15 protein-coding genes, 1 tRNA gene and 1 pseudogene are annotated in these 21353 nt (G+C 66.8%); 8 read left to right on the forward strand and 9 right to left on the reverse strand.

Going from position 1 to position 21353, the window contains the following annotated elements; genetic code table 11:
- Positions 1-176: 176 nt before the first annotated feature.
- Entirely contained in the window at positions 177-674 is a 498-nt protein-coding gene (locus QM591_RS04495) for a DUF805 domain-containing protein (RefSeq protein ID WP_415130038.1), read from the reverse strand.
- Between the two features lie 248 nt (positions 675-922).
- On the opposite strand from QM591_RS04495, the gene QM591_RS04500 reads away from it, so the two are divergent.
- On the forward strand, positions 923-1198 hold the full coding sequence (locus tag QM591_RS04500; RefSeq protein ID WP_415130040.1) for a helix-turn-helix domain-containing protein: 276 nt from the start codon (positions 923-925) through the stop codon (positions 1196-1198).
- Positions 1199-1212: 14 nt separating this feature from the next.
- Here the strand turns inward: QM591_RS04500 and QM591_RS04505 are convergent.
- Positions 1213-2378, reverse strand: a pseudogene (locus QM591_RS04505) (IS3 family transposase).
- Between the two features lie 430 nt (positions 2379-2808).
- The gene (locus tag QM591_RS04510; RefSeq protein ID WP_415130042.1) at positions 2809-3150 is read right to left on the reverse strand and encodes a histone-like nucleoid-structuring protein Lsr2; all 342 of its coding nucleotides are present in this window, start codon (positions 3148-3150) and stop codon (positions 2809-2811) included.
- Between the two features lie 393 nt (positions 3151-3543).
- Here QM591_RS04510 and QM591_RS04515 point away from each other — a divergent pair, with 393 nt between their 5' ends.
- The gene (locus QM591_RS04515; RefSeq protein WP_415130044.1) at positions 3544-10461 is read left to right on the forward strand and encodes a PKD domain-containing protein; all 6918 of its coding nucleotides are present in this window, start codon (positions 3544-3546) and stop codon (positions 10459-10461) included.
- Positions 10458-10802, forward strand: a complete 345-nt coding sequence (locus QM591_RS04520; RefSeq protein WP_415130046.1) for a hypothetical protein — start codon at positions 10458-10460, stop codon at positions 10800-10802. Before QM591_RS04515 ends, QM591_RS04520 begins: the two co-directional genes overlap by 4 nt.
- A 523-nt stretch (positions 10803-11325) precedes the next feature.
- On the opposite strand, the gene QM591_RS04525 is transcribed toward QM591_RS04520, so the two are convergent.
- Positions 11326-11401: transfer RNA gene (locus QM591_RS04525), tRNA-Ala, on the reverse strand.
- Between the two features lie 59 nt (positions 11402-11460).
- Between QM591_RS04525 and QM591_RS04530 the strand changes: the two genes are divergently transcribed.
- On the forward strand, positions 11461-12666 hold the full coding sequence (locus QM591_RS04530; RefSeq protein WP_415130048.1) for an amidohydrolase: 1206 nt from the start codon (positions 11461-11463) through the stop codon (positions 12664-12666).
- 16 nt (positions 12667-12682) lie between these two features.
- Here the strand turns inward: QM591_RS04530 and QM591_RS04535 are convergent, their stop codons facing one another.
- Genes QM591_RS04535 through galU form a run of 3 tightly spaced genes read right to left on the reverse strand, consistent with a single transcriptional unit; the run spans position 12683 to position 15266 of the window.
- Entirely contained in the window at positions 12683-13651 is a 969-nt protein-coding gene (locus QM591_RS04535; protein WP_415130050.1) for a large exoprotein, read from the reverse strand.
- Between the two features lie 54 nt (positions 13652-13705).
- The gene (locus QM591_RS04540; RefSeq protein ID WP_415130052.1) at positions 13706-14365 is read right to left on the reverse strand and encodes a GNAT family N-acetyltransferase; all 660 of its coding nucleotides are present in this window, start codon (positions 14363-14365) and stop codon (positions 13706-13708) included.
- 25 nt (positions 14366-14390) lie between these two features.
- A complete protein-coding gene (galU, locus tag QM591_RS04545) occupies positions 14391-15266 on the reverse strand; it encodes a UTP--glucose-1-phosphate uridylyltransferase GalU (RefSeq protein ID WP_415130054.1) in 876 nt (291 codons plus the stop codon).
- 89 nt (positions 15267-15355) lie between these two features.
- Here galU and QM591_RS04550 point away from each other — a divergent pair, with 89 nt between their 5' ends.
- From QM591_RS04550 to mscL, 3 genes are read left to right on the forward strand one after another with little or no spacing between them, the layout of a single operon-like run.
- The gene (locus QM591_RS04550) at positions 15356-15952 is read left to right on the forward strand and encodes a 5-formyltetrahydrofolate cyclo-ligase (protein ID WP_415130056.1); all 597 of its coding nucleotides are present in this window, start codon (positions 15356-15358) and stop codon (positions 15950-15952) included.
- A 19-nt stretch (positions 15953-15971) separates the two neighbouring features.
- Positions 15972-16250: an FmdB family zinc ribbon protein gene (locus QM591_RS04555; RefSeq protein WP_415130058.1), complete on the forward strand. Its 279-nt coding sequence runs from the start codon at positions 15972-15974 to the stop codon at positions 16248-16250.
- Positions 16251-16290: 40 nt separating this feature from the next.
- Entirely contained in the window at positions 16291-16716 is a 426-nt protein-coding gene (mscL, locus tag QM591_RS04560; protein ID WP_415130060.1) for a large conductance mechanosensitive channel protein MscL, read from the forward strand.
- On the opposite strand, the gene QM591_RS04565 is transcribed toward mscL, so the two are convergent.
- The gene (locus tag QM591_RS04565) at positions 16713-16904 is read right to left on the reverse strand and encodes a hypothetical protein (RefSeq protein ID WP_415130062.1); all 192 of its coding nucleotides are present in this window, start codon (positions 16902-16904) and stop codon (positions 16713-16715) included. The two genes, mscL and QM591_RS04565, sit on opposite strands and share 4 nt — an antisense overlap.
- On the reverse strand, positions 16891-20577 hold the full coding sequence (locus QM591_RS04570) for an AAA family ATPase (protein WP_415130066.1): 3687 nt from the start codon (positions 20575-20577) through the stop codon (positions 16891-16893). Before QM591_RS04570 ends, QM591_RS04565 begins: the two co-directional genes overlap by 14 nt.
- 221 nt (positions 20578-20798) lie before the next feature.
- Between QM591_RS04570 and QM591_RS04575 the strand changes: the two genes are divergently transcribed.
- On the forward strand, positions 20799-21353 hold a 555-nt coding region (locus QM591_RS04575), incomplete at its 3' end, for a methylated-DNA--[protein]-cysteine S-methyltransferase (protein ID WP_415130064.1).

Genomic DNA, 21353 nt, shown 5'->3' on the forward strand with positions numbered 1-21353 from the left:
AGTGCGACGTCAGGCGTGGACGGACGCGCCGGCGGCGAGCCGCGCCGCCGCGCGTTCCTCCGCGGCGTCACTCCCCTCGCCGCCGCGGAGGAACGCGCGGCGGCGCGGCTCGCCGCCGGCGCGTCCGTCCACGCCTGACGTCGCACTGCACGTCCCCGGGGGGCGCCGGTCGGCAATCAGTCGAACCGCGCACCCTCGGGGCGGGAGCGCCGCGTCGCGAGGAGGAGCACGATGAGTGGTCCGACCGGCAGCAGTGCGAGCACGACCCACCACCCGGAGAGGTCGGAGTCGTGGAGGCGCCGCACCGCCACGGTGTAGCCGGGCACGAGAGTCAAGAGCATCCATACACCGGAGGCGATGAGGATGCCCGCGACGAGAGCCGTCTGCGGCGCAGCAGTCGGAGCGACGGAGAACAGGGTGATGTTGGCGGCCAGCCACGGCCCGAAGGGGCCGAACAGCAACGCCGGCTGCGGCAGACGATGCTCGATCAGCCACGGCAGCACGAACTGCGTCAGCGTCACGACGACGAGGTTGATGAGCATCCACCACCAGTACTCGCTGCGGCTGGCGCGGCCCCGTAGCCGGAACGCGTTCGCGACGAAGCGCACGAACGCCTCGCCCGGACCGGCACCGACGATCGGCGGCGACTCGGGATCCAGCGCGGGGGAAGCCATCCTCCGAGCCTAGGGCCGCGGGTTCGTACGGGTGGTGAGCGCACGAACGAACCCGTCAGCGACGCAAGAGAAAACGCCCGATCAGAGGTGCCGTGCGGCGTCTGATCGGGCGTCGATTGGTGGCCCCATCCGAAGCGCTTGCAAGTAATTCACCTCTCTTAGAGGCACTGCGCCACGCACTTCGAAACGGACCGATCGCTCGCACACTCCTGCGGCCGGCGCGCCGCGTGCCGGCGGGAACGCGTCCCATGAAGCAGGTCACAGCTGCGGTTAGGGACGAACTCGTTGCGGGCTATGAATCGGGGCTCGGCGTCTACGAGCTCGCGCGGAAGCACGGGTTGCACCGCTACACGGTTGCGCAGCACCTCACTACGGCGGGGGTCGTCATGCGGCGCACCATCACCGACGACGAGAAAACGAAAGCCCGAGCGCTCTACCTGTCCAGCGCGAGCTTCGCTGAGATCGGACGACAACTCAAGCGAGACCCCGCCACCGTCAAGAAGATGGGTCTGCCGCACGGATAGGTGACGGGTTTTAGTCACGCCGCGAGGGCGACGTCGGTGTTCATGATTGCTTCGTACTCGACCGGGGTCAAGCCGTGGAGCCGCTTCTGCCGGCGGCGTCTGTGGTAGGTGCGTTCGATCCAGGTGACGATGGCGATGCGGAGCTCGTCGCGGGTGGCCCAGGAGCGTCGGTTGAGGACGTTCTTCTGCAGCAGGCTGAAGAACGATTCCATCGCCGCGTTATCGCCCGCCGCGCCGACTCGGCCCATTGATCCGACCATCCCGTGATGGTGCAGAGCGCGGACTATCTTCCTCGCGCGAAACTCGGATCCTCTGTCCGTGTGGACTACGCAGCCGGCGACGTTTCCGCGCCGCGCGACGGCACTGTTGACAGCGTCGACCGCGAGACGAGCCTTCATCCGGTCGCTGATCGAGTACCCCACGATCCGGTTGCTGAACACGTCTTTGATGGCGCAGAGGTAGAGCTTGCCTTCACCGGTCTTGTGCTCTGTGATGTCGCTGAGCCAGAGCTGGTTCGGCGCGTCGGCGGTGAACTCCCGGCGCACGAGATCATCGTGGACCGGCGGGCCAGTACGCCGGCTCTTCCCACGGCGACGCTTCCCGAACGCGGACCACCAACCGTTGTCACGGCAGATCCGCCATGCCGTCCGTTCCGCCATGACCTCGCCCGCGTCGCGGGCCTCGTCGAGGAGGAACCGGTAGCCGAACTCAGGGTCGTCGCGGTGCGCGTCGAACAACGCGTTTGCACGATACGCCGCAACGAGTTCAGCATCGGTGATGGGGGTTGCCAGTCATCGGTAATACGGCTGGCGAGCGAGCTTGAGCACCCGGCACGTCACCGCGACGGGAATCCCGTCGACGGCGAGCTCGGTCACGAGCGGGTAGAGCCTATTCCCGGCAGGTTCGCCTGCGACAAATACGCCGCCGCCCGCCGCAGCACCTCGACCTCTTGCTCCAGCAGCCGGATCCGCTTGCGCGCCTCCCGCAGCTCCGCACCCTCGGACCGGGTCACGCCCGGCTTCGTGCCCTCTTCGACCGCGGCACGCCGCAACCACTTCGTAAGGGTCATCGGGTGAACCCCGAAGTCGGTCGCGATCTGCTCGATCGTCACTCCGGGCTCGCGGCCCCGAGCGACGCGCACGACATCGTCACGGAACTCCGAGGGATAGGGCTTGGGCACGATGACATCCTTCCAGGGCACCCTCCCGGGCAACCCAACTCAGATGTCACCTACCGGTGCGGCAGACCCGGCCTCTCCCCGCTTTAGTCGCACTGCTGACCGAGCCCGGCGACCACACCGTGGACACCCGCGAGCCAAGCGACCGTCGCTGGCGCGGCGGGCCTCTGCCCCATGACGAATGGATCGAAGCGGTGGTGTGGGCCACGTTGCTGCAAGAACACATTCCTGGGCTATCTGTCCGCATACGGCCAGTGTCGTAGCGACGCTCAAACATGGCGCACCACCGAAGGTGGTGATCATCCTTCACTCGGTCTACACCCATCGAAGGATGATCACCGCTTCTTTCACGTTGTTGTGAGGGCTGTTGGGGCCGCGGCGGCCGCGCGGAGAACCCACTGGCGTCAGTACTGAGCGCGGGGCCTGGTGAGGACTAGTGTGCTGCGGTGTACGCCTCCATGACCTTCTTCGGCACGCGACCACGCTCACTGACCTGGAAACCGTTCGACTTCGCCCAGCTGCGGACAGCGGCAAGATCCGCGTTCGCACCGGAACGATGACGCGAAGAACGAGCCGGCGCAGCACTGCTGCTGGCCGAGCGACCAGCCTCGATGAACGGCGCAAGCGCCGACCGCAGCTTGTCGATGTTCTTGTCCGTCAAATCGATCTCGTAGGCCTCCCCCTCAAGAGCGAAGGAGACAGTGCCCCCGTTTCCCTCGGCGATCGGCGTTGCATCAATGTCGTCGACAAGCTCGACGGTGACCTTCTTTGCCATGACTGGCTCGCTGCATAGATTCGGCTTCCAAGAGCACGCCGGGTGAGCGCACTCGACAGACGCTACTTGCCTGCCGCCCACGATGGAGAATCTTGCCCGCTCGCCTCGCATCTGATATAGCGCCGAGTGCGGCTTGGAGAGCAACGCATGTCTATACAACACCGTGAGGCGACGGCTGCAAGAGTACTTCTTGCCATTGTCGCAGTACGTACGGAAGAGTGCACTTATACGTCGCATGTCGGTAGGCAGGCGGCAGGCGCAACACCACGATCAACTTGCACTTTCCGTGACCCCCGGACGGACAGAATGAACAATGCTGCGCGCAATCGCGCCATCCAGTCAACTCCGCAAATCATGATGCGCTTGAGCCCAGGTGCGCACGGGGGGCGGCGAATGACTGGGGCGCGCGCTCGGCTCGTTGCCGCCTGCCTCGCCGCGAGCGTGCTCGTCGTGTCTCTACTTGTCCCCACCGGCGCGTGGGCGGCCCTGCCCGCCGCTCCAGTGGCAAAGATGACCCTGGGGAGCGCACTGGAAGCGTCGCGCATTCTCCCTGCGATCTTCACTGCTGCCAACAAGGGACCGGCAGCCTCCTTCGATTTCACGAGCTCGGGGCTTGAGCTCGCCGTGAACGGATCGGCTTCGAGCGATACTGACGGCAGCATTGCGGACTACACATGGGGCTGGGGCGACGGTACCCCCAGCGACGACGGAGTTACCGCGACCCATACGTATTCCACGGCCGGGACCTATGATGTGACGCTCACGGTAACCGACGACGTAGGCGGCGTGAGTGTCATGACTCGCAGCGTGACAGTTCCGTTTGTGAGCTCAGAGCTGGCGTCTGACGCTTTCGAACGCTCTGAGACCGATGGATGGGGCGAGGCCGACGCAGGCGGAAGCTACACCGTCAGCGGTGGAGGTGCATCGGCGGCATCTGTGGCTTCTGGATCTGGCAAGCTCACGCTCGACAGCGGCGCAAGTCGTCTGGTCGCGCTGAATGCTGTGTCCGCCGCTGACGTGCAGGCGTACACCACCTTCGCCCTCTCCGAGCCGCCCGCAGACGGGGGAACGTTCGCCGGGTTCGCACTCCGGGCGCAGACTTCGGCCGCTTACGAAGTGCTCGCAAATATGGGCAGCGATGGTCAACCGATAGCGACCCTTCGCACAGGTGCGTCGAGCGTACTCGCCTCGTACGCGCTTCCGGGCGCGAGTTGGGAGGACGGAGAGATATGGGCGATCCGAGCCGGGGTCACGGGAGCGAATCCTTCGACAGTGCGGGTGAAGGTGTGGAACACCGATGACCCGGAGCCGGCGACTTGGCAGCTGACTGAGACGGATTCGACGGCGGGCCTGCAAGGACCTGGAGCCATCGGGTTCGTTGGCTCGCGTGAGAGTAGCGCTACCTCAACGACGACCGTGAGCTTCGACGAGTTTGAAGCAGTGGACCCTACTTTGACCACCACGAGCCTGCCTCCCCTTCCCATGTTCACGTTGGTGACGGACGGGCTTGAGGTCAGCCTGGACGGGAGCGGTTCGCAAGACGTCGACGGGGAAATCACGGACTACTCGTGGCAGTGGGGCGACGGAACGGCCGACGGGACGGGCGCAACGCCGACCCATGTCTACGGAGCGAGCGGCACCTATACGTTGACGCTTGCAACAACCGATGCGGACGGAGCATCGGCGAGCATGTCGCGACAGGTGACGGTGGCGGGCCCGCCGACCACCGTGGGGTTGTCTTCCAGCAAACTGAGCTTCGCGGCCGGCGAGTCCTTTGTTTTGCACGCGGTCGTAGATGAGCCGCTCGATGCGACGGGGAGCACGCTGACCATCCGCGATGCCACCAACGACGAAGTTCTCAAGGAGTGCTCGGTCGGCACCGAGTGCGAAGTCGAGCAGACCTTCACCTCTGGGGACCCCCGCGACTACATCGCGACCGTTGGTAGTTTGCAGTCGCAGACGGTGACCGTAGGCCGAATGGCGTGGGCGGTCCTTCTCAAAGCCGACGAGACCGAGATCGGTGCCGGCGAAACGACGACGCTTACTGCGACGTTGAATCAGGACCTCTCCGACACGGATAGTGCCTATGCGGTCGCCATCTTCAACATGACGAGTGGTGAGCGGATCAGGACCTGTGATACGGGCGAGAGCTGCTCCGTGGTGGTGTCCGCCTACGACGCGCGCGTCGCCGCAACCGACTACATAGCCGTGGTGCTCGCGGCCTCAGACACATCCTCCAACTCCCACATGGAAGCGCAGGACATGCAGGCGATGTCCGATCCGGTACGAGTGACTCGTCAACAGTGGACGCTCGAAATCGACAGCGGGGCTGACATTCTCTGGCCGACAGAAGAGACATGGATCAAGGTCACCGCCAATCAGGACGTCGGCGGCACCAACGGTCTCTACTCGATCTACATATTCGAGAACAGGACTGGACGACTGCTGGCCCGATGCGACGACGGCAGCGAATGCACGGCCACTGGCACCTGGGCGGATACAGACCCTTGGGGGGCCTACGCGTTCGCCTTCGTCGCGAAAGCCACGACCGCTGAGATCACGTCGATCGATGACTTCGAAGACATCATCTCGTCCGCCGACCCTTACGCCTACGTGCAACCGATCTACGCCGCACCGTGGGAGGTGACGCTCCAGTCCGACATGGCGATCGTCGAGGCTGGCGACAAGGCGATCGTTACGCTGACCGCTAACCAAAACGCAAGCGACACTGAGGGACGCGTGGCCCTTTACATCGTCGACAACGCACATATGACGATTGTCGCGGCGTGCGACACCGGAACAACATGCGAGTACGAGTTCGACCACTACGGGCATCAGAATCCTGACGACTCAGACGGTTGGTTCTCCGGGTATGTCGCCAACGCGGGGGCCGCCGTGGGTGACAACTACCTCCAAGACTTCCGCGCGACAACGACCCCGATCACGATCGAGAGCGTCCCGTGGGAGGCGAAGCTCGAGCGGACCGGAGCCGGGACGGTTACACTCACCGCCAACCAGAACGTGGGACTCATCCCTCTGTTTGCTTGGCAAGTCGTCACGGAGCACGGCGTCCGTACCTGCCAAACGGGGCCCCGCTGCGTAATCTATGTCGGCGATGAGGAGAACCCATGGGCGACGCTGGACTGGATAGACGAACCTACGGGCAAGTACCGGGCAACCGCCTACCTGTCCACGCCCTACGAGCCAAAGAACGCGGTGAGTCTGCAATCACCCCTCAGTAACCGGTGCGAGACCACGGGGGGCGGCAACGCGACACTCGCAACGGTCTCGTGTTCGCGTGCAGACCCCGTGAACACCGCGACGGGAGAGTTCTTTCTCGCGGAAACGGATCTGCAGCTTCCGGGCGCGGGAGTTGCTCTCTCGGCGGCCCGCACCTATTCGACAACCGGACACACGGTTGCCGGCCCGTTCGGCTACGGATGGTCCGCGAATTTTGGCGCACGCCTTCAGGTCTTGATTCCGAGTGATGACTCGAACCCTCTGCCTCGCCAGGTCGAGATTGAACAGGAGAATGGCTCGATCCTGATCTTCACACGGGACGGATCCTCGTCTGACTACTTCACGGTGGATCGAGTCCACGGGACGCTTACCTGGGCTGCGGCGTCGGACTCCTGGAAACTCACCCGCCATACCAAGGAAGTGCTTCGATTCGACGAAGCAGGCTTCCTGACGTCGGTCACAGACCTCGACGGCAACGCTCTCACGTTCACATACACCGGCAGCAAGATCGCCCACATCTCCGGCAGCGGCGGGCGGCAGATTTCGTTCGACTGGTCCGGCGGTCGCGTCCAGGAGATCACGGACTCTTCAGGTCGCTCCGTCACCTATTCCTACAGTCCCGCCAGCGATCTGACGTCAGTGACTGCTGCTGATGGCCGGGTGATGAGCTTCGAGTACGACGAGAGCCACCTCATGACAGCGTTCGTCCGCCCCGGTGGAGGCCGAACCGAGAACGCATATGACTACGAAGGGCGTATCGTCGAGCAGACAGATCCAATCGGCAGAATCACCACCTTCTCTTACGACTCCTGGTCCGAAACCACGACCATGACTCGTCCCGACGGCGTCGTCATCTTGGATCGGCACGAGGGCGGCCTTCTCGTAGAGCAGACGGTCGCTGCCGGCACTCCGACTGAGGCTGTCACACAGTACACATACAACGACCGCAACTTGATCGCGTCGATCCTTGATGCCAACGGCGGAGTGACGACCCATACGTACGATTCCGCAGGTAATCGGACGTCGACCACCGACCCGCTGGGCCGCACGTCGACCTGGACATACGGCGCGCATCGGGACCCGCTGACCGCGACCGACGCGGAGGGTCGGACCACGACCTTCACCTACAACGCGACGGGACATCGCCTGACGGCTACGACCGCATCCGGTGCGCATGAGGAATGGACCTACAACGCCGACGGCACGACCGCAACCCACGAAGATGCGACAGGCGCGATCACGACGTACTCGTACGACGGTGCCGGTCAGCTGACATCGACAACCGACGAGCTGAACCACACAACTTCGACGATCTACAACGCCATGGGGCTGCCGACCGAGGTCTCAAGCCCTGGGGGAAGCACGACGACGACCACCTACGACGAAGCAGGGCGCGTGCTGGAGGTGGAAGACCCCCTAGGAAACAGTGTTCTCTACACCTACGACGCGGCGGGCAACCTTCTCACCGAGACGAATCAAGAGGGTGAAAGGACCGACTACACCTACGACGCGGCCGGTCAACGGCTGACGATCATCGATCCGGAAGGTGGGGTAGTCGAGTACACGTACGATCTGGCCGGGAACGTCTCGACCGAGACCAACCCGAACGGCAAAGTCACATCCTTCACTTACGACCACTACGGCAACCTGTTGACCGCGAAAGACCCACTCAATCGAGTGACGAGCAACATCTACGATCTCGTTGGGCGGCGACTCACGACCAGTCTGCCCTCCGGCGCCACGACGACATACGTGCGCGATATCGCCGGGCAGGTAACCCAGATTACTGATGCCGCGGGCAAAACGACCTCGCTCGCGTATAACGACGCGGGGCAGCTCAAACGCACCGAAGACCCCCTCGGGAGGGTGACCACCAACCTGTACGACTCCGACGGCCAACCCGTAAAGCGTGTCCTTCCGGACGCGTCTTCGCAACTGTACGAGTACGACGACGCCGGCCGCGTGACCACGTTCACCGACGCAGATGGCCAGGAGACGACATACATATACGGCCCGACCGGCCTACTCGACGCTCGCACCGAACCAGGTGGGCTCGTCACCGAATTCGAGTACGACAGTGATGCACGGATCGTTGTCAAGACCATGCCCGACGGGACCGACACGCTCTACGACTACGACGACGACGGACGCGTCACAGAAATCAGCTACTCCAGCTCGGCCGTCAGCACGGCAACGTTCGCCTACGACGACGCTGACAGGTTGTTGAGTGTCACAGATCCGACCGGCACCACAACGCTCGCGTACGACGATGCGGGTCGCCTCGTCTCCGAGATCGACGGAAGCGGAGACGAGCTGACCTACGTGTACGACCAGGCAGGACAGGTCCTCAGCATCGCCTACCCCAGCGCCGGGCTCGTCAACTACCGCTATGACGACGCTGGCCAGATGACGACGTTGACCGACTGGGCGAACCGAGAGAGCAAGTTTACGTGGACGGCGGACTCGCAACTTGCGTCAAGCGCGACACCAAACGGCGTTGAGCAGAACCGCGAGTACGACGGCGTAGGGCGGACCACCTCCGTGAGCACCGTGCACGGCAGCACCGACCTCGCGAACTTCGGCTACACCTACGACGACGCTGGACAGCTGATCTCGCAAACCAGCGAGTTCCCAACCTCCAATCAGTCCTTCGACTTCGGCTTCGATCCCCTTGGACAACTCGCGGGAACGACGAGAAACACGGGGGCGACTCCCACCACCATTCCAATCAGCGCAACCTCGGCGGGAAAGCTCACCACAAACGACAGCGGTTCTCAGCTCACCTACAACGCGGCACAGCAAGTGACGGCGCGTGACCCGCTGGTCGGGCCGACCACGTCCTACGCCTACGACGCGAACGGCGCACGTATCGAAGAGACGACAGCGTCGACCCCGTCCACGACGACGACTCTCGATTACGACGACGCCGGATACCTGTCGGCCGTCACCTCTCCGACTGCCGCTATCACCTACGAGACCGATGCCCGAGGACTCCGCCAAACCCGCGACGACGGCACGACCACCCAAGACTTGCTGTGGTCAACTGTGGGTGGCCTGCCCCGTCTGTTCTCGGACGGGCAGAACCGCTACATCTACGGTCCGTCCCTCACGCCGCTCGCGCAGATCGACTCGACGGGCGACATCACCTATCTGCACTCTGACGTTCTTGGGTCGGTACGCCTCACGACCGACGGTGTGGGAACCGGGCTCGGCGCCCGCACCTACTCTGAGTTCGGCTCAGCCCTGTGGACAACAGGAGCACTCGGCACTCCGTTCGGCTTCACCGGCAACTGGACAGACCCTGACACCGGCCTCGTCCACCTTCGGACGCGCGACTACGACCCCCGAACAGGACAGTTCGTCAGCTTCGACCCAGCCGTCGAAACCACGCGTCAGCCCTACACGTACGCCTCCAACAACCCGGTTCAGTTCACTGATCACACAGGCCTCGACTTCTGGGAGGACGCCGGAAACTGGCTAGGCGGTGCTGCGAAAGCCTGGATGGAGTACAACACCGGCATATGGAACGCTCTCACCTTCGGCGCGTTCGACATGGTCCTGGACAACATCCCGGGCGCCGACTGCATCTTTAACCGCAGCAGTGGGTGGTACGTCGCGGGGAACATAGTGGGTGTAGGAGGCGCCATTGTTCTAGGTGTTGTAAGCGCTGGCGGCAGCACAGTTGTCGGAGGCGGCGCTGGCGCGGCGGTCAGCGGTGGCCTCCGCGCGGGGATCGGCGTAACATCTAGGGCGTCAGGGATCGCCGCGAAGAACGCAGTACTTGCCACACCAAAAGTGAGCAGTGCGCGGCTACAGAACATCGTCAACAACCTATACAAGGGCACTGGGAATCCGACAAGGGTGGGAAATGGAACAACCATGGACGCGGTGCGGCGTGAGCTCGCGACAGGACAGATGACCGCTGGAAAGATGCATTCAACCAAAGCTACCGAAAGCATGAACGGTCTGAGAAAGTGGCTACGCAACAATCCTGATGCGGATCATCATGATCGACTTGTGGCACAGAGTCTTCTGGACGAGCTGGATGAAGTGATGAGGGGCGCCCGTTGAAGGCCTGGAGGGTAGCGGCGATATCGGCGCTCGTCTACGAGCATCCGTTGCTTATCCCCCTCCTTGAAGAACATCTGAATGAGTTTGACGGTGAGGTGCTTGCTCATCTCTTGCTGTCTGACATCGTCCGTTGGATGGTTGCGAACCTGGAATCTCACCCCGACGCCGTCCAGTCGATTCTGGACTGGTGGGACAGTGAGTACCAGAAGGGTCCCGACGAGGTACGCGAGCTGATATTCGTGAGTGGAGTGGAGATGATTCCGGATCCTGGTCAACCCGGGGCTAACTTGCGAAATCTGATGTCCGAGGCGCTACGCGCTGATGATCCATGGCTTCAGTGATCCGAGACACGCGTGAACTCTGCTGGGGAAACGCCCTCCAACGCTATCGACCTGCATGGCGACACGAGCCCCCACTCAAGTCCCTATTGGGGGGCGTTCACGCAGACACTCCGCAGCGGCGGAGCTCCTAGGCTTTCTGGAAGAGAGTTAAGGCATCTACGCCGATGGAGTCTGCTATCTGCTCGACCGACCTCAGAGACAGGTTTCGTTCACCCCGCTCGACTCCGCCCATGTAGGTGCGGTGAACGCCGAGCACGCGAACGGAATCTCGACGACGCTACCGCGCTCATCGAGAACTGCTACGAGGCGTACATCCGCGCACCCGATGCGCTCCGCCGCACGCACAACCAAGCCTTCTTCAAGCGGATCCTCGTCACGCGCGAAGAACTGGTCGAAGGCGAGCGCGCCGAACCCTTTGCGACCATCATCTCCGTCACAGAACTGAACAGCGGTGCGCCCCCGTAAGGGGACGCACCGCTGTTCTGTGGCTCTTACAAGGTCAATTGTTCTAGAGAGACCGATTTGGTGGACCTGAGGGGATTTGAACCCCTGACCTCCTCGATGCGAACGAGGCGCGCTACCAACTGCGCCACAGGCCCGTGAACCTCGTCGAGCCTATCACGCTCACTCCCCCGTCCTCGCACGGGACAATGGAGCAATGCCCTCTCCGAGCTCGCCGCTGATCGTCCGCAACGTCCGACTCGGCGTGTCCGACGAGTTCGCCGCGGATGCCGCCGTCGACGTGCGCGTGGAGGGCGCGACCATCGCCGCGATCACGCCTGCATCGACCGAAGCCGAGCCGGGCGTCGAGGTGGTCGATGGCCGCGGTCTGCTCGCGCTGCCGGGCTTCGTCAACGCGCACGCCCACGTGGACAAGTCGTGGTGGGGGCATCCGTGGGAGTCATACGGCGGCGACGGCGGCACCGAGGGCCGTATCCGGCACGAACGGGCGCGCCGCGACGACCTGGGGATCCCGAGCCGCGAGATCAGCGCGCGCGTGCTCGGTGAGCTCGTCCGTCACGGGACGACGGCGATCCGCACCCACGTCGACGTCGACCTCGGGATCGGGCTGCGGGGCATCGAGGCGGTGCGGGAGGCTGCTGCGGAGTACGGCGACGCGCTCCGGGTGGAGATCGTCGCCTTCCCGCAGGACGGCGTGCTGCGGCGCCCCGGCGTCAGCGCCCTGCTGGCGGATGCCGCTCGCGCCGGCGCAGACCACATCGGCGGCCTCGACCCCGCCTCGATCGATCGCGACCCCGTCGGACAGCTCGACACGATCTTCGCGATCGCCGCGGAGCACGGCGTCGGTGTGGACATCCACCTTCACGATCCGGCCGAGCTGGGTGTGTTCCAGATCGAGCTGATCATCGACCGCACCGAGGCTCTGGGCCTCGCCGGTCGGGTCAACGTCGCGCACGGCTTCGCGCTGGCGCAGGTGAGTCCGCCGCGACGCCACGACCTGCTCCAGGCGATGGCCGCGCTCGACATCACGATGACCACCGTGGCCCCGCTCCGCCTTCCACAGCTCCCGCTCGGTGGGCTCGACGACGCGCGGGTGCGCTTCGGGTTCGGGACCGACGGCATCCGCGACCTGTGGAGCCCCTACGGCACGGGCGATCTCCTCGGCATCGCGTGGCAGTACGCCCGCGCCTCTGGCCTCGTCCGCGACGAGGACCTGCGCCGCGTCGTCGACATCGCCACCGGCGGCTCGGCCCCCTTCGCGGGCCTCGATCGGCACCGATTCCGGACCGGGGACCGCGCCGACATCGTGCTCCTGAATGCGGAGAACGCGATGGATGCTCTCGTCCGCGTTCCCCGGCGAGAGCTCGTGATCGGCGGCGGTCGGGTGCTCGTGCGCGCGTGAGGCGACCGCCCCGGCGTCACATCCCGGCGGCGCGACGTTCCAGGAGCGAACGGACGTGCTCTTCGATCGCCGCGTCGTCGACGTAGCCCATGCGCGCGAAGTCGGGCGCCTCGGCAGAAGCGGCGGCCGGGCGGCTCCGTCGGACCTCGTTCAGCGACGGCGGCGCCGTGCGGGCGGCCTGCGCCCGGACGGCCTCGTCGAAGGCGGCTTGCCGGACGGCCTCGTGCGCGGCCGCTCCGTCGAGGAGCGCCGCGGCGCGTGATCCCGCCGATGCCGTGAGCGGTCGGGGCAGCTCGCGAGGCACCCATGCGGTGCGTTCGGTCTCGACGGCGAAATCGGGAACGGTCGCGACCGCCACGTCCCGCTCCCGGGGCGTGGCAACGGCACGAACGGCGGCGCGACGCTGCACGGCGGCCATCCGCTGCAAGATGGTGAGAGCGACGACCCCGACCACGACGCCGACGACGAGCCAGGTCGCAGCGCCTGCCGTCACCAGCTCATACACGCCCCAGCCTGCGGCGGCGAGGGAGAGGATGGCGATCGCAGTGGCGACGAGGCGTGCCCGGCGGCGAGCACGGGCACGACGGACCTCAGGAGCGGCAGCGGCCAGTCGCGCCTCGGCGAGCGCACGCTCCCGCTCGGCGACGGCACGTTGCCGTGCGATAGCGGCTTCGGCAGCCGCGCGGGCCTGGGCGGCCTCCTGCTCGGCGCGGGCGTTCTCGAGCTCGCGCTGCTCCCGCTCCAGCTGCGCGCGCCGGGCGAGCTTCTGCTGGGCCAGGGCCGTGCGGGCATTGAGCTCGAGCCGGACTTCCTGCGGCGTCTCGCTGGTCTCGGCGAGCACACGAAGGGCCTGGCTGAGGCGCACGGCGTTGCGCTCGGCGGCGTCGAAGCGGTGCCGCCCCTGCCACGACGGAAGGAGGTAGACGAGCCACAGGAGCACGGCGACCAAGACGATCACGCCGCCTCCGAGTACCTGCCCGCCCATGCCGTCAACGGTAAGCGGCAGTGGACGTTTCGGCGCGTCGCGTCGCCGCGTGTCTCAGGTTCGATCTGAGGTCGAAGGTTTGACGGCGCCCGGAAGACGGTCGGCCGGAGGCACATCGGCGGCGTGAGCGGGCGCGCGGCCGGTCACCCAGCGGTTCAGCACGCCCTCCGGCACCTCTTCGCGCACGAGGGCGAAGCAGTAATGGTCGCGCCAATCGCCGTCGATGTGGATGTACCGACGTCGCAGCCCTTCGTAACGGAACCCGAGCTTCTCGACGACGCGGAGGCTCGCGTGGTTCTCCGGCCGGATGCAGATCTCCATCCGGTGGAGGCGCAACTCGTGAAAACAGAGGTCTGTGGCGAGGGCCACGCTCGTGGGCGTGATGCCCCGCCCGGCGAAGCGCTCGCTCACCCAGTAGCCGATCGTCGCCGACGACAGCGACCCGCGCGAGACTCCCCACACGTTGAGCTGTCCGGCGACCTCGCCCTCGTACTCCATCACGAGGGGCACGCCACCGCCGTCGCGGTACTGCTGCAGCAGGCGCCGGATCGCGAGCTTCATGTCGAACGACACGGGCCCGTCGGGACTGGTCGCCTCCCACGGGCGCAGCCACCCGCGGTTGCCGAGCAGCTCCGACTGGAGCACCCGCGCATCGCGTTGCCGGACGAGCCGGATGGACACCGGACCGTGCTGGCGCGGCACCGTGAGGTCCATCCGCTCCCCCTCCGACAGCGCGGCGTCAGAGGTTCGCCGCGAACTCCTTGAGCCAGGGACGCAGCTCCGGTCCGAGGTCTTCGCGATCCGCGGCCAGCTGCACGATGGCCTTGATGTAGTCCACCCTATCGCCGGTGTCGTAGCGGCGACCGCGGAAGACGACACCGAGCACACCGTCGGTCGTGGCGAGCTCCTGCAGCGCGTCGGTGAGCTGGATCTCGCCGCCCTTGCCGGGCTCGGTGCGCTCCAGGATCTCGAAGACGGTCGGCGTCAAGACGTAGCGGCCGATGACGGCGAGGTTGGAGGGCGCCTCCTCCTTGCTGGGCTTTTCGACCAGACCGGTCACCGTGACCACGTCGGGGTCGTCGGTCGGCTCCACCGCTGCCGCGCCGTACATGTGGATGTGGTCGGGGTCGACCTCCATGAGCGCGATGACCGTGAGCCCCGACCGCTCGTTCGCGGCGATCATCGTGGTCAGCAGGGGGTCGCGTTCGTCGATGAGGTCGTCGCCGAGGAGCACCGCGAAGGTGGACGTTCCCACGTGCGCCTGCGCCCGCAGCACCGCATGCCCGAGCCCCTTCGGCTCTCCCTGACGGACGTAGTGGATGTCGGCGAGGTCGCTGGACTCCTTGACCCGCAGCAGACGCTGCAGATCTCCCTTGTTGCTGAGGCTCGTCTCCAGCTCGGGCACGGCGTCGAAGTGGTTCGAGATGTTGTTCTTGTTGCGCCCGAGGATGACGAGGATGTCCTCGATCCCCGCTTCCACCGCTTCTTCGACGACGTACTGGATCGCCGGCTTGTCGACGACGGGGAGCATCTCCTTCGGCATGGCCTTGGTGGCGGGCAGGAATCGTGTTCCCAGTCCCGCGGCAGGAATGACGGCCTTGATGCGTGAGGTCATTCCTCCAGAGTAACCACCGCGCCGACACGACATCCGAGGCTTGACACCGGCGACCGCGTTCCCCTCCCGCCCGCGCCTACAATCGGAGGATGACCGGGGCCATAGACAATGCGAAGCGCGCGTTGCGTGCCGAGCTGCGGGAGCGCCGTCAGCAGCGCCCCGAGACCTCGTTCGAGTCCGACGCAGACGGGGTGAAGGCCCAGCTCGACCGCCTCGTCGCCGACGCCGGCGCACGCTCGGTCTCCTGCTTCCTCTCCGCTCCCACCGAGCCGGGGACCCACGCGTTCATCGTCGACGCGGTCCGGCGCGGGATCCGGGTGCTCCTGCCGATCACGCGCGCCGACGGCTTGCTGGACTGGGCGGTGGCCGACGAGCACGGCGACATCGTCGAGGGTCTGTTCGGAATGCCGGAGCCCGTCGGCGAGGTGTTGAGTCCGCTCGCCGTCAACGACGTCGACCTCCTCATCATCCCCGCCGCGGCCGTCGACCGCACCGGAATGCGCCTGGGCTGGGGGCGCGGCTACTTCGACAAGACCATCGGCTCGATGGAGCGCTGCCCGCCCGTCTACGCCGTCATCTTCGACTCCGAGCTGCTGGACGAAGTGCCCCGTGATGTGCACGACCAACCGGTCGACGGAGTCGTCACCCCCACCCGAACCGTCACTCTCGCGTCGCACCGACGCTGATCATCTCTCCGAGGACGCCATGCCCACCTACTCCTATGCCTGCAAGACCTGCGGTCACCAGTTCGACGCCGTGCAGTCGTTCAGCGACGCCGCCCTCACCGAATGCCCCGAGTGCGGCGGCGTCCTGCGTAAGCAGTACGGATCGGTCGGGGTGACCTTCAACGGCTCCGGCTTCTACCGCACCGACTCCCGCTCGGCCGCGAAGTCCTCCGGCGGCGAGGGTGGTGGCGGCGGCGCGGCGCCTGCGTCATCATCGAAGACCGAGACGAAGGCACCGGCGGCATCGTCGGGCGCCTGACTGCGTCCCCCACTCTCCACGCCCAGAACAGGAGCACCTCGTGATCAAAGGCTTCAAAGACTTCATCATGCGCGGCAATGTCATCGACCTTGCCGTCGCGGTCGTCATCGGCGGAGCGTTCACCGCACTGGTCACCGCCGTCGTCACCAGCATCGTCAACCCGCTCATCGAGATCTTCTGGAAGCCGGATCCCGACACCGGCGCGGCGGGCCCGTCGGTCGTCGGCCTGCACGGAGACCTCGTCACCTTCCCCTTGGGCGGACTGCTCAGCGCGGTCATCTCGTTCCTGGCGGTCGCGATCGTCGTGTATTTCGTCTTCGTCTACCCGATGAACAAGTTCAAGGAGCGCGCCGCCGCGAAAGCCGGCGTGGTCGAGGAGGAGACTCCGCTTCCCACCGAGCAGGAACTGCTCGTGCAGATCCGCGACCTGCTCGAGAAGCGCGAGTCGGAGACCCCCAAGCTCTAGTAGTGCGGCGGGACGTCGCGCTTCATCCGCTCGTCGTTCGGCCCTGGCGTCCCGGTCACCGAGGTGGCCGGGACGTCGTCGTCTTCGGCGGGGAGGTCGGGCGTCGCGTCGGTTCCGGGAACGGCTGTCAGGCGCGCACGACGCGCGCCGGGAACCCGCTCGACACGCTGGCCGTCAGTCCCCGACATCCACGGGCTCGGTCGCGGTGTCGGCCGTGGGAGTCTCGGGCTCGATGCCGAGGATCGCAGCGATCCGCGAAGCGACGCCGGCCGGGTCGCTGTAGAGGTCGAAGGCGTGAACGCGCACGTAGTGCCAGCCGAGGCGGCGGAGCGTCTGCGGCCGGAGCCTCAGGGACTCGCGGAGCGACTCCCCCGTGGTCTCGGGGTCGCTGACGGCGACCACGGCCTTGCCGCGATGCTGGGCGACGATGGGGAGGAGGCCGCGATAATCGACGTCGACCGCGATCCCGAGTCGACGGAGGTGCTGAGCGAGCACGAGGGTGAGGGGGTCGGCGAGATCCTCGAGGCGGGCAGCACGCGAGCGCGCAGCGATTCCGCTGAGGATCGCCATGAGGCTCGCAGCGCCCGATTCCAGGCGTCCCTCTTCGAACGCGGAGGGACGGATGGACGAGACGATCACCATCGACCGGCGCGCGCGGGTCATCCCGACCGTGAGCAGGCGCTCGCCATCCGGTCCCGACAGGTCGCCGAAGTCGCTGAGCACCCGCCCGTGACGTGTCAGGCCGAAGCCGAGGGAGAACACGACGCGGTCGCGGCTCTCGGCCACCGACTCCTCGAGGGTCAGCACGGCGAAGGGCTCCGCGGTGTCGCGGCCCACGAAGTCCGCGACATCGCTCCGGCCGGCGAACGCCGCTTCGACGGCCGCGCGCACCCGTTCCGCGTGGCGGACGGAAGCCGTGACGACCATGAGCGACTCGGACGGCCGGTTCACGGCGTGCTCGACGACGAGGGTCACCACACGCGCGACCTCGGCGTCGGGACTCTCCACCGCTCCCGTCTCGGGGTCGGGGGTGCCGGTGCCGCCCTCGACGTAGTCGACGCTGAGACTTCCCCGCCCGAGGTAGGAACCGGCCCACGGCAACGAGACCAGTTCGCCGCCGTAGAAGGCGTCGTTGACGAGCTCCGCCAGGTCCTCGCCTCCCGCACGGTAACTACGAGTCAGGGTCTCCACGGGCACGAGCTCGGCCATCCGCTCGAAGACGCTCGTCTCGTCGAAGGCGACCTCGAACTCGTCGGCCTCCTCGGTGCGACCCGCCGCGATCCGGAACGGGGTCGGCTTCTGGGTCACCGGATCACCGAAGAGCACCACTTGACGTGCCCGGCGCAGAGCCGGCGCGGCCTCCGCGAGACAGATCGCGGCCGCATCGGCGACGATCACGACGTCGAACGGAGGCTGATCGGGGATGGCGGGAACGTCGTAGGGAGACGAGATCCACACCGGCGCGAGGGTGCGCAGGAGCGTGGGAGCGGCCGCGACCAGTTCGGCGGCCGACGCCGCGCCCCCGCGAAGCGCGGCCTTGAGCGCCGTCGCCTCCGCGGCCTCGTCGACGATCGCGATCTTCCAGCGCGTCGCGAGCTCTGCCGCCAGGAGCGGACCGCCGAATGCGGCGTGCGCCTCATCGACGAGGCGGAAGTCGCGTTCGAGACGGTCGACGACCGACGTGTTGGCCCCGAGGAGCGCACGGTCCGACCGCAGCATGGCCTCGAGGGCCGACTGCCACCACGTGAACTCGAACTCCGCGGCGACATCCTCTTCGGACACGTGACGCACCGACAGCTCGGTGAGCAGACCCTCCAGCCCGAGCTCGGCGAGCTGATCGCGCAACGTCGCCCGCTCGACGAGGTTGTCGAACACGTCGGACTCGGCGGCCAGTCCCGACAGCGTGCGCAGGAGCTGCGCCACGGGGAGCCCCGCGAGCGGCTCGGTACGGCCGAGTGCGCCGTCGAGGGTGGTGAGGTCGGCATCGACCCGCTGCCACGCGGTCGCGACATCGTCGAGTCCCAGGGGGATCTCGGGCGTCACGCCCGCCTCGACGAGGCGCTGCCACTGCGTCCGCTGCTGCTGCACCCTCACGAGCGCCTCGTACATGTCGCCGATGTGCATACCTGGGCGCACGTACTCGCGGGAGAGCCGCCGCAGCCGTCGACGCTGCGCGCTCGACATCGAGGGGGCATCTCGCCGGTTGCCGTGCGCCTGGATGAGCTCGTCGAGGGGGCGTTCGAAGACCGTGAGGCTGAAGCGGTCGAGCGAGGCGCGGATCCCCTGCAGCAGACGGATGTAGGAGCCCAGCTCGGACACGGTGGCGAAGGGGCGCATGCGCGTCTGGGCGATGAGCTCGTACCCGCGCTCGAGGATCCCCGGGACCTCCGACCGGTGGAGCCGGCCCGCGAGGACATGCGCGGACCGCGCCGCCTCCGTGCTCTCGAAGGACACGCCGTACCACGGCGAGTCGTTCGGCCCGAAGCGGAACTCGCCCAGCCGTGCCGCGTCGGCCAGCGCGCCGGCCGCCTCCGCGCGACGGGTGGACAGGCGCTGGAGCGTCGGAAGGTCGAAGCGCGTCGTCGCCGACGGCTGCGGCGAACGCGCCGCGATCGTCGCGAGCTTCCGCAGCACCTCGAGCGGTGAGACCCCGAGCTGTCCATTGCGCTGCGTGAGCGCTTTGCGGTAGTCCCGCAGAACGGTGCGCAGGCGCACGAGCGCGTCGTCGACGTCGCTGATCTTCGGCGGGACGGCCTTCTCGTTGCGCGCGATCGCGCGGATGAGGTCGCGGTGGAGGCGTCGGGGCGTGACAGCGAGACCCGGGAGACCGATGCCGGCCAGGCGATGGCGGACGCCGTCGAGCGTGGAGCGACGGGTGCTCACCACGAGCACGCGCTTGCCGGAGCGGACGAGCTCGCCGACGGCGTTGATGATCGTCTGGGTGCCGCCGGTGCCGGGGAGGGTGTGGACGGCGAGGGACTGCCCCGCCCGGATGCGGGCCAGCACCGCCTCCTGCTCGGCGTCGGCGTCGAGGAGAAGCCGGTCGGAGGCCGGCGGCCGGTCGTCGGGGCCGACGAACTCGGGAAGCGCCCGCACGAGCGAGAGCGCCTCGCGATCGGCGGCGTGGCCCGCGAGCGCGTTCAGCACCGGGTGATCCAGGTGAGCGGCATCGCGTTCGAGGTCGGACGCGGCGTCGGCGAAGGTGGAGACGATGAGTCGCGGCAGCACCGTGAAGGTGGGGATGTGTGCCGTGAGGGACCGAAGGCGATCGATCACCGGCTGCGGTTTGAAGACGTTCTCGTCGTAGGCCATGTCGGCCAGCGCCCGGCCGTCCAGCTCGATGCCGAAGTGCGTGCGCGCGGCATCGACGAGCTCAGGATTGATCGCGAATCGGCCGTGCAGCGTCAGGTCGAAGTCGGAGTGATGACGCCGGATCGCGAGTGGCCGCAACAGAACGGGCGCAGTGTAGACCACGCCCCCGATACGCCACGAAGCCATTCCGACGGCCAGGTGCACCGTGTCGAGCCCGCGGGCGGTGCGCAACTCGACGTCTTTCGCGGCGATGCGCTCCGCGGCGAGCCGGGCCGTCCGCAGTGCCACTTCGTCGCGGAAGAGGTTGGACAGGAGCGTCGATCGCCCCGTGATGAACTGCGGCAGACTGCCCGGGTGCGCCTTGGTGATGTCGATGCCCGCGTCGCCGTCGTCGGTGTAGTGCAAGAGCGTGGAGCGGCCGCCGATCTGGGCCGCCTCTTCCCGAAGACGCGTGCGCTGAGCGATCGCGACGTGCGCCACCTCGGTGCCCGGTTCGGCCACGTCGAGAGTCGCGGGAGTCACCGTTTCCTCGTGCGCCACGTCGTTCACGTCCCGCACGGCGCCACCGTTCGCTCGCCACACACACGTCACCTTAGGCACCGCGGTGGGTCGATGGCCGTATCCACTGCCGAGTTTCGCGCGATCCGGGGCCTCTGGGACCGTCGGACAGCGCCCGTCGGGACTCCTCCCCATCGGCGCACGGAAGGACCGCCTCCCCAGAGACCGACACCGAACGACCCGCGCCATCGGGCGACGGCCATCATGGGGACATGACCTTCGCTCATTACTCGGTGCACCCCACGCCACTCGGCGACGCATTCCTCGTCGTCACGGCGGACGGGCTCGTCACCCTCGATCTCCTCGGCGGCCCGGTCGATCACGCGGTCGAGGCGTCCAGTCGCGCCCTCCACGTCGTTCCCGAGCACCACCCCGATACCGTCGCTCCCATCGCCGATCAGCTCGACGAGTACTTCGCCGGCGACCGGAGGGACTTCGACGTGCGCGTGGACTGGCGACTCGTCGACGGCTTCACCAAAGCGGCGCTCCAGGCGGTGTGCGAGATCCCCTACGGCGAGACGGCGTCCTACGGCGAAGTGGCCATCCGCGCGGGCTCCCCCGGCGCCCACCGCGCCGTCGGCAGCGCCTGCGCGCGCACTCCCATCTCGATCATCGTGCCGGCCCACCGGGTCGTCCGCGCCGACGGCAGTCCCGGCGAGTACGGCCGCAGCCCGGAGCACAAGCTGTTCCTTCTGAACCTGGAGGCCCCCGCGCCTCGCACGCCGCGCGCGGGGCAGGCGCGCGCGGCGGCGGGCTCGTCCGCGAGC

Source organism: Microbacterium sp., from assembly GCF_047607225.1.
GTDB lineage: Bacteria > Actinomycetota > Actinomycetes > Actinomycetales > Microbacteriaceae > Microbacterium.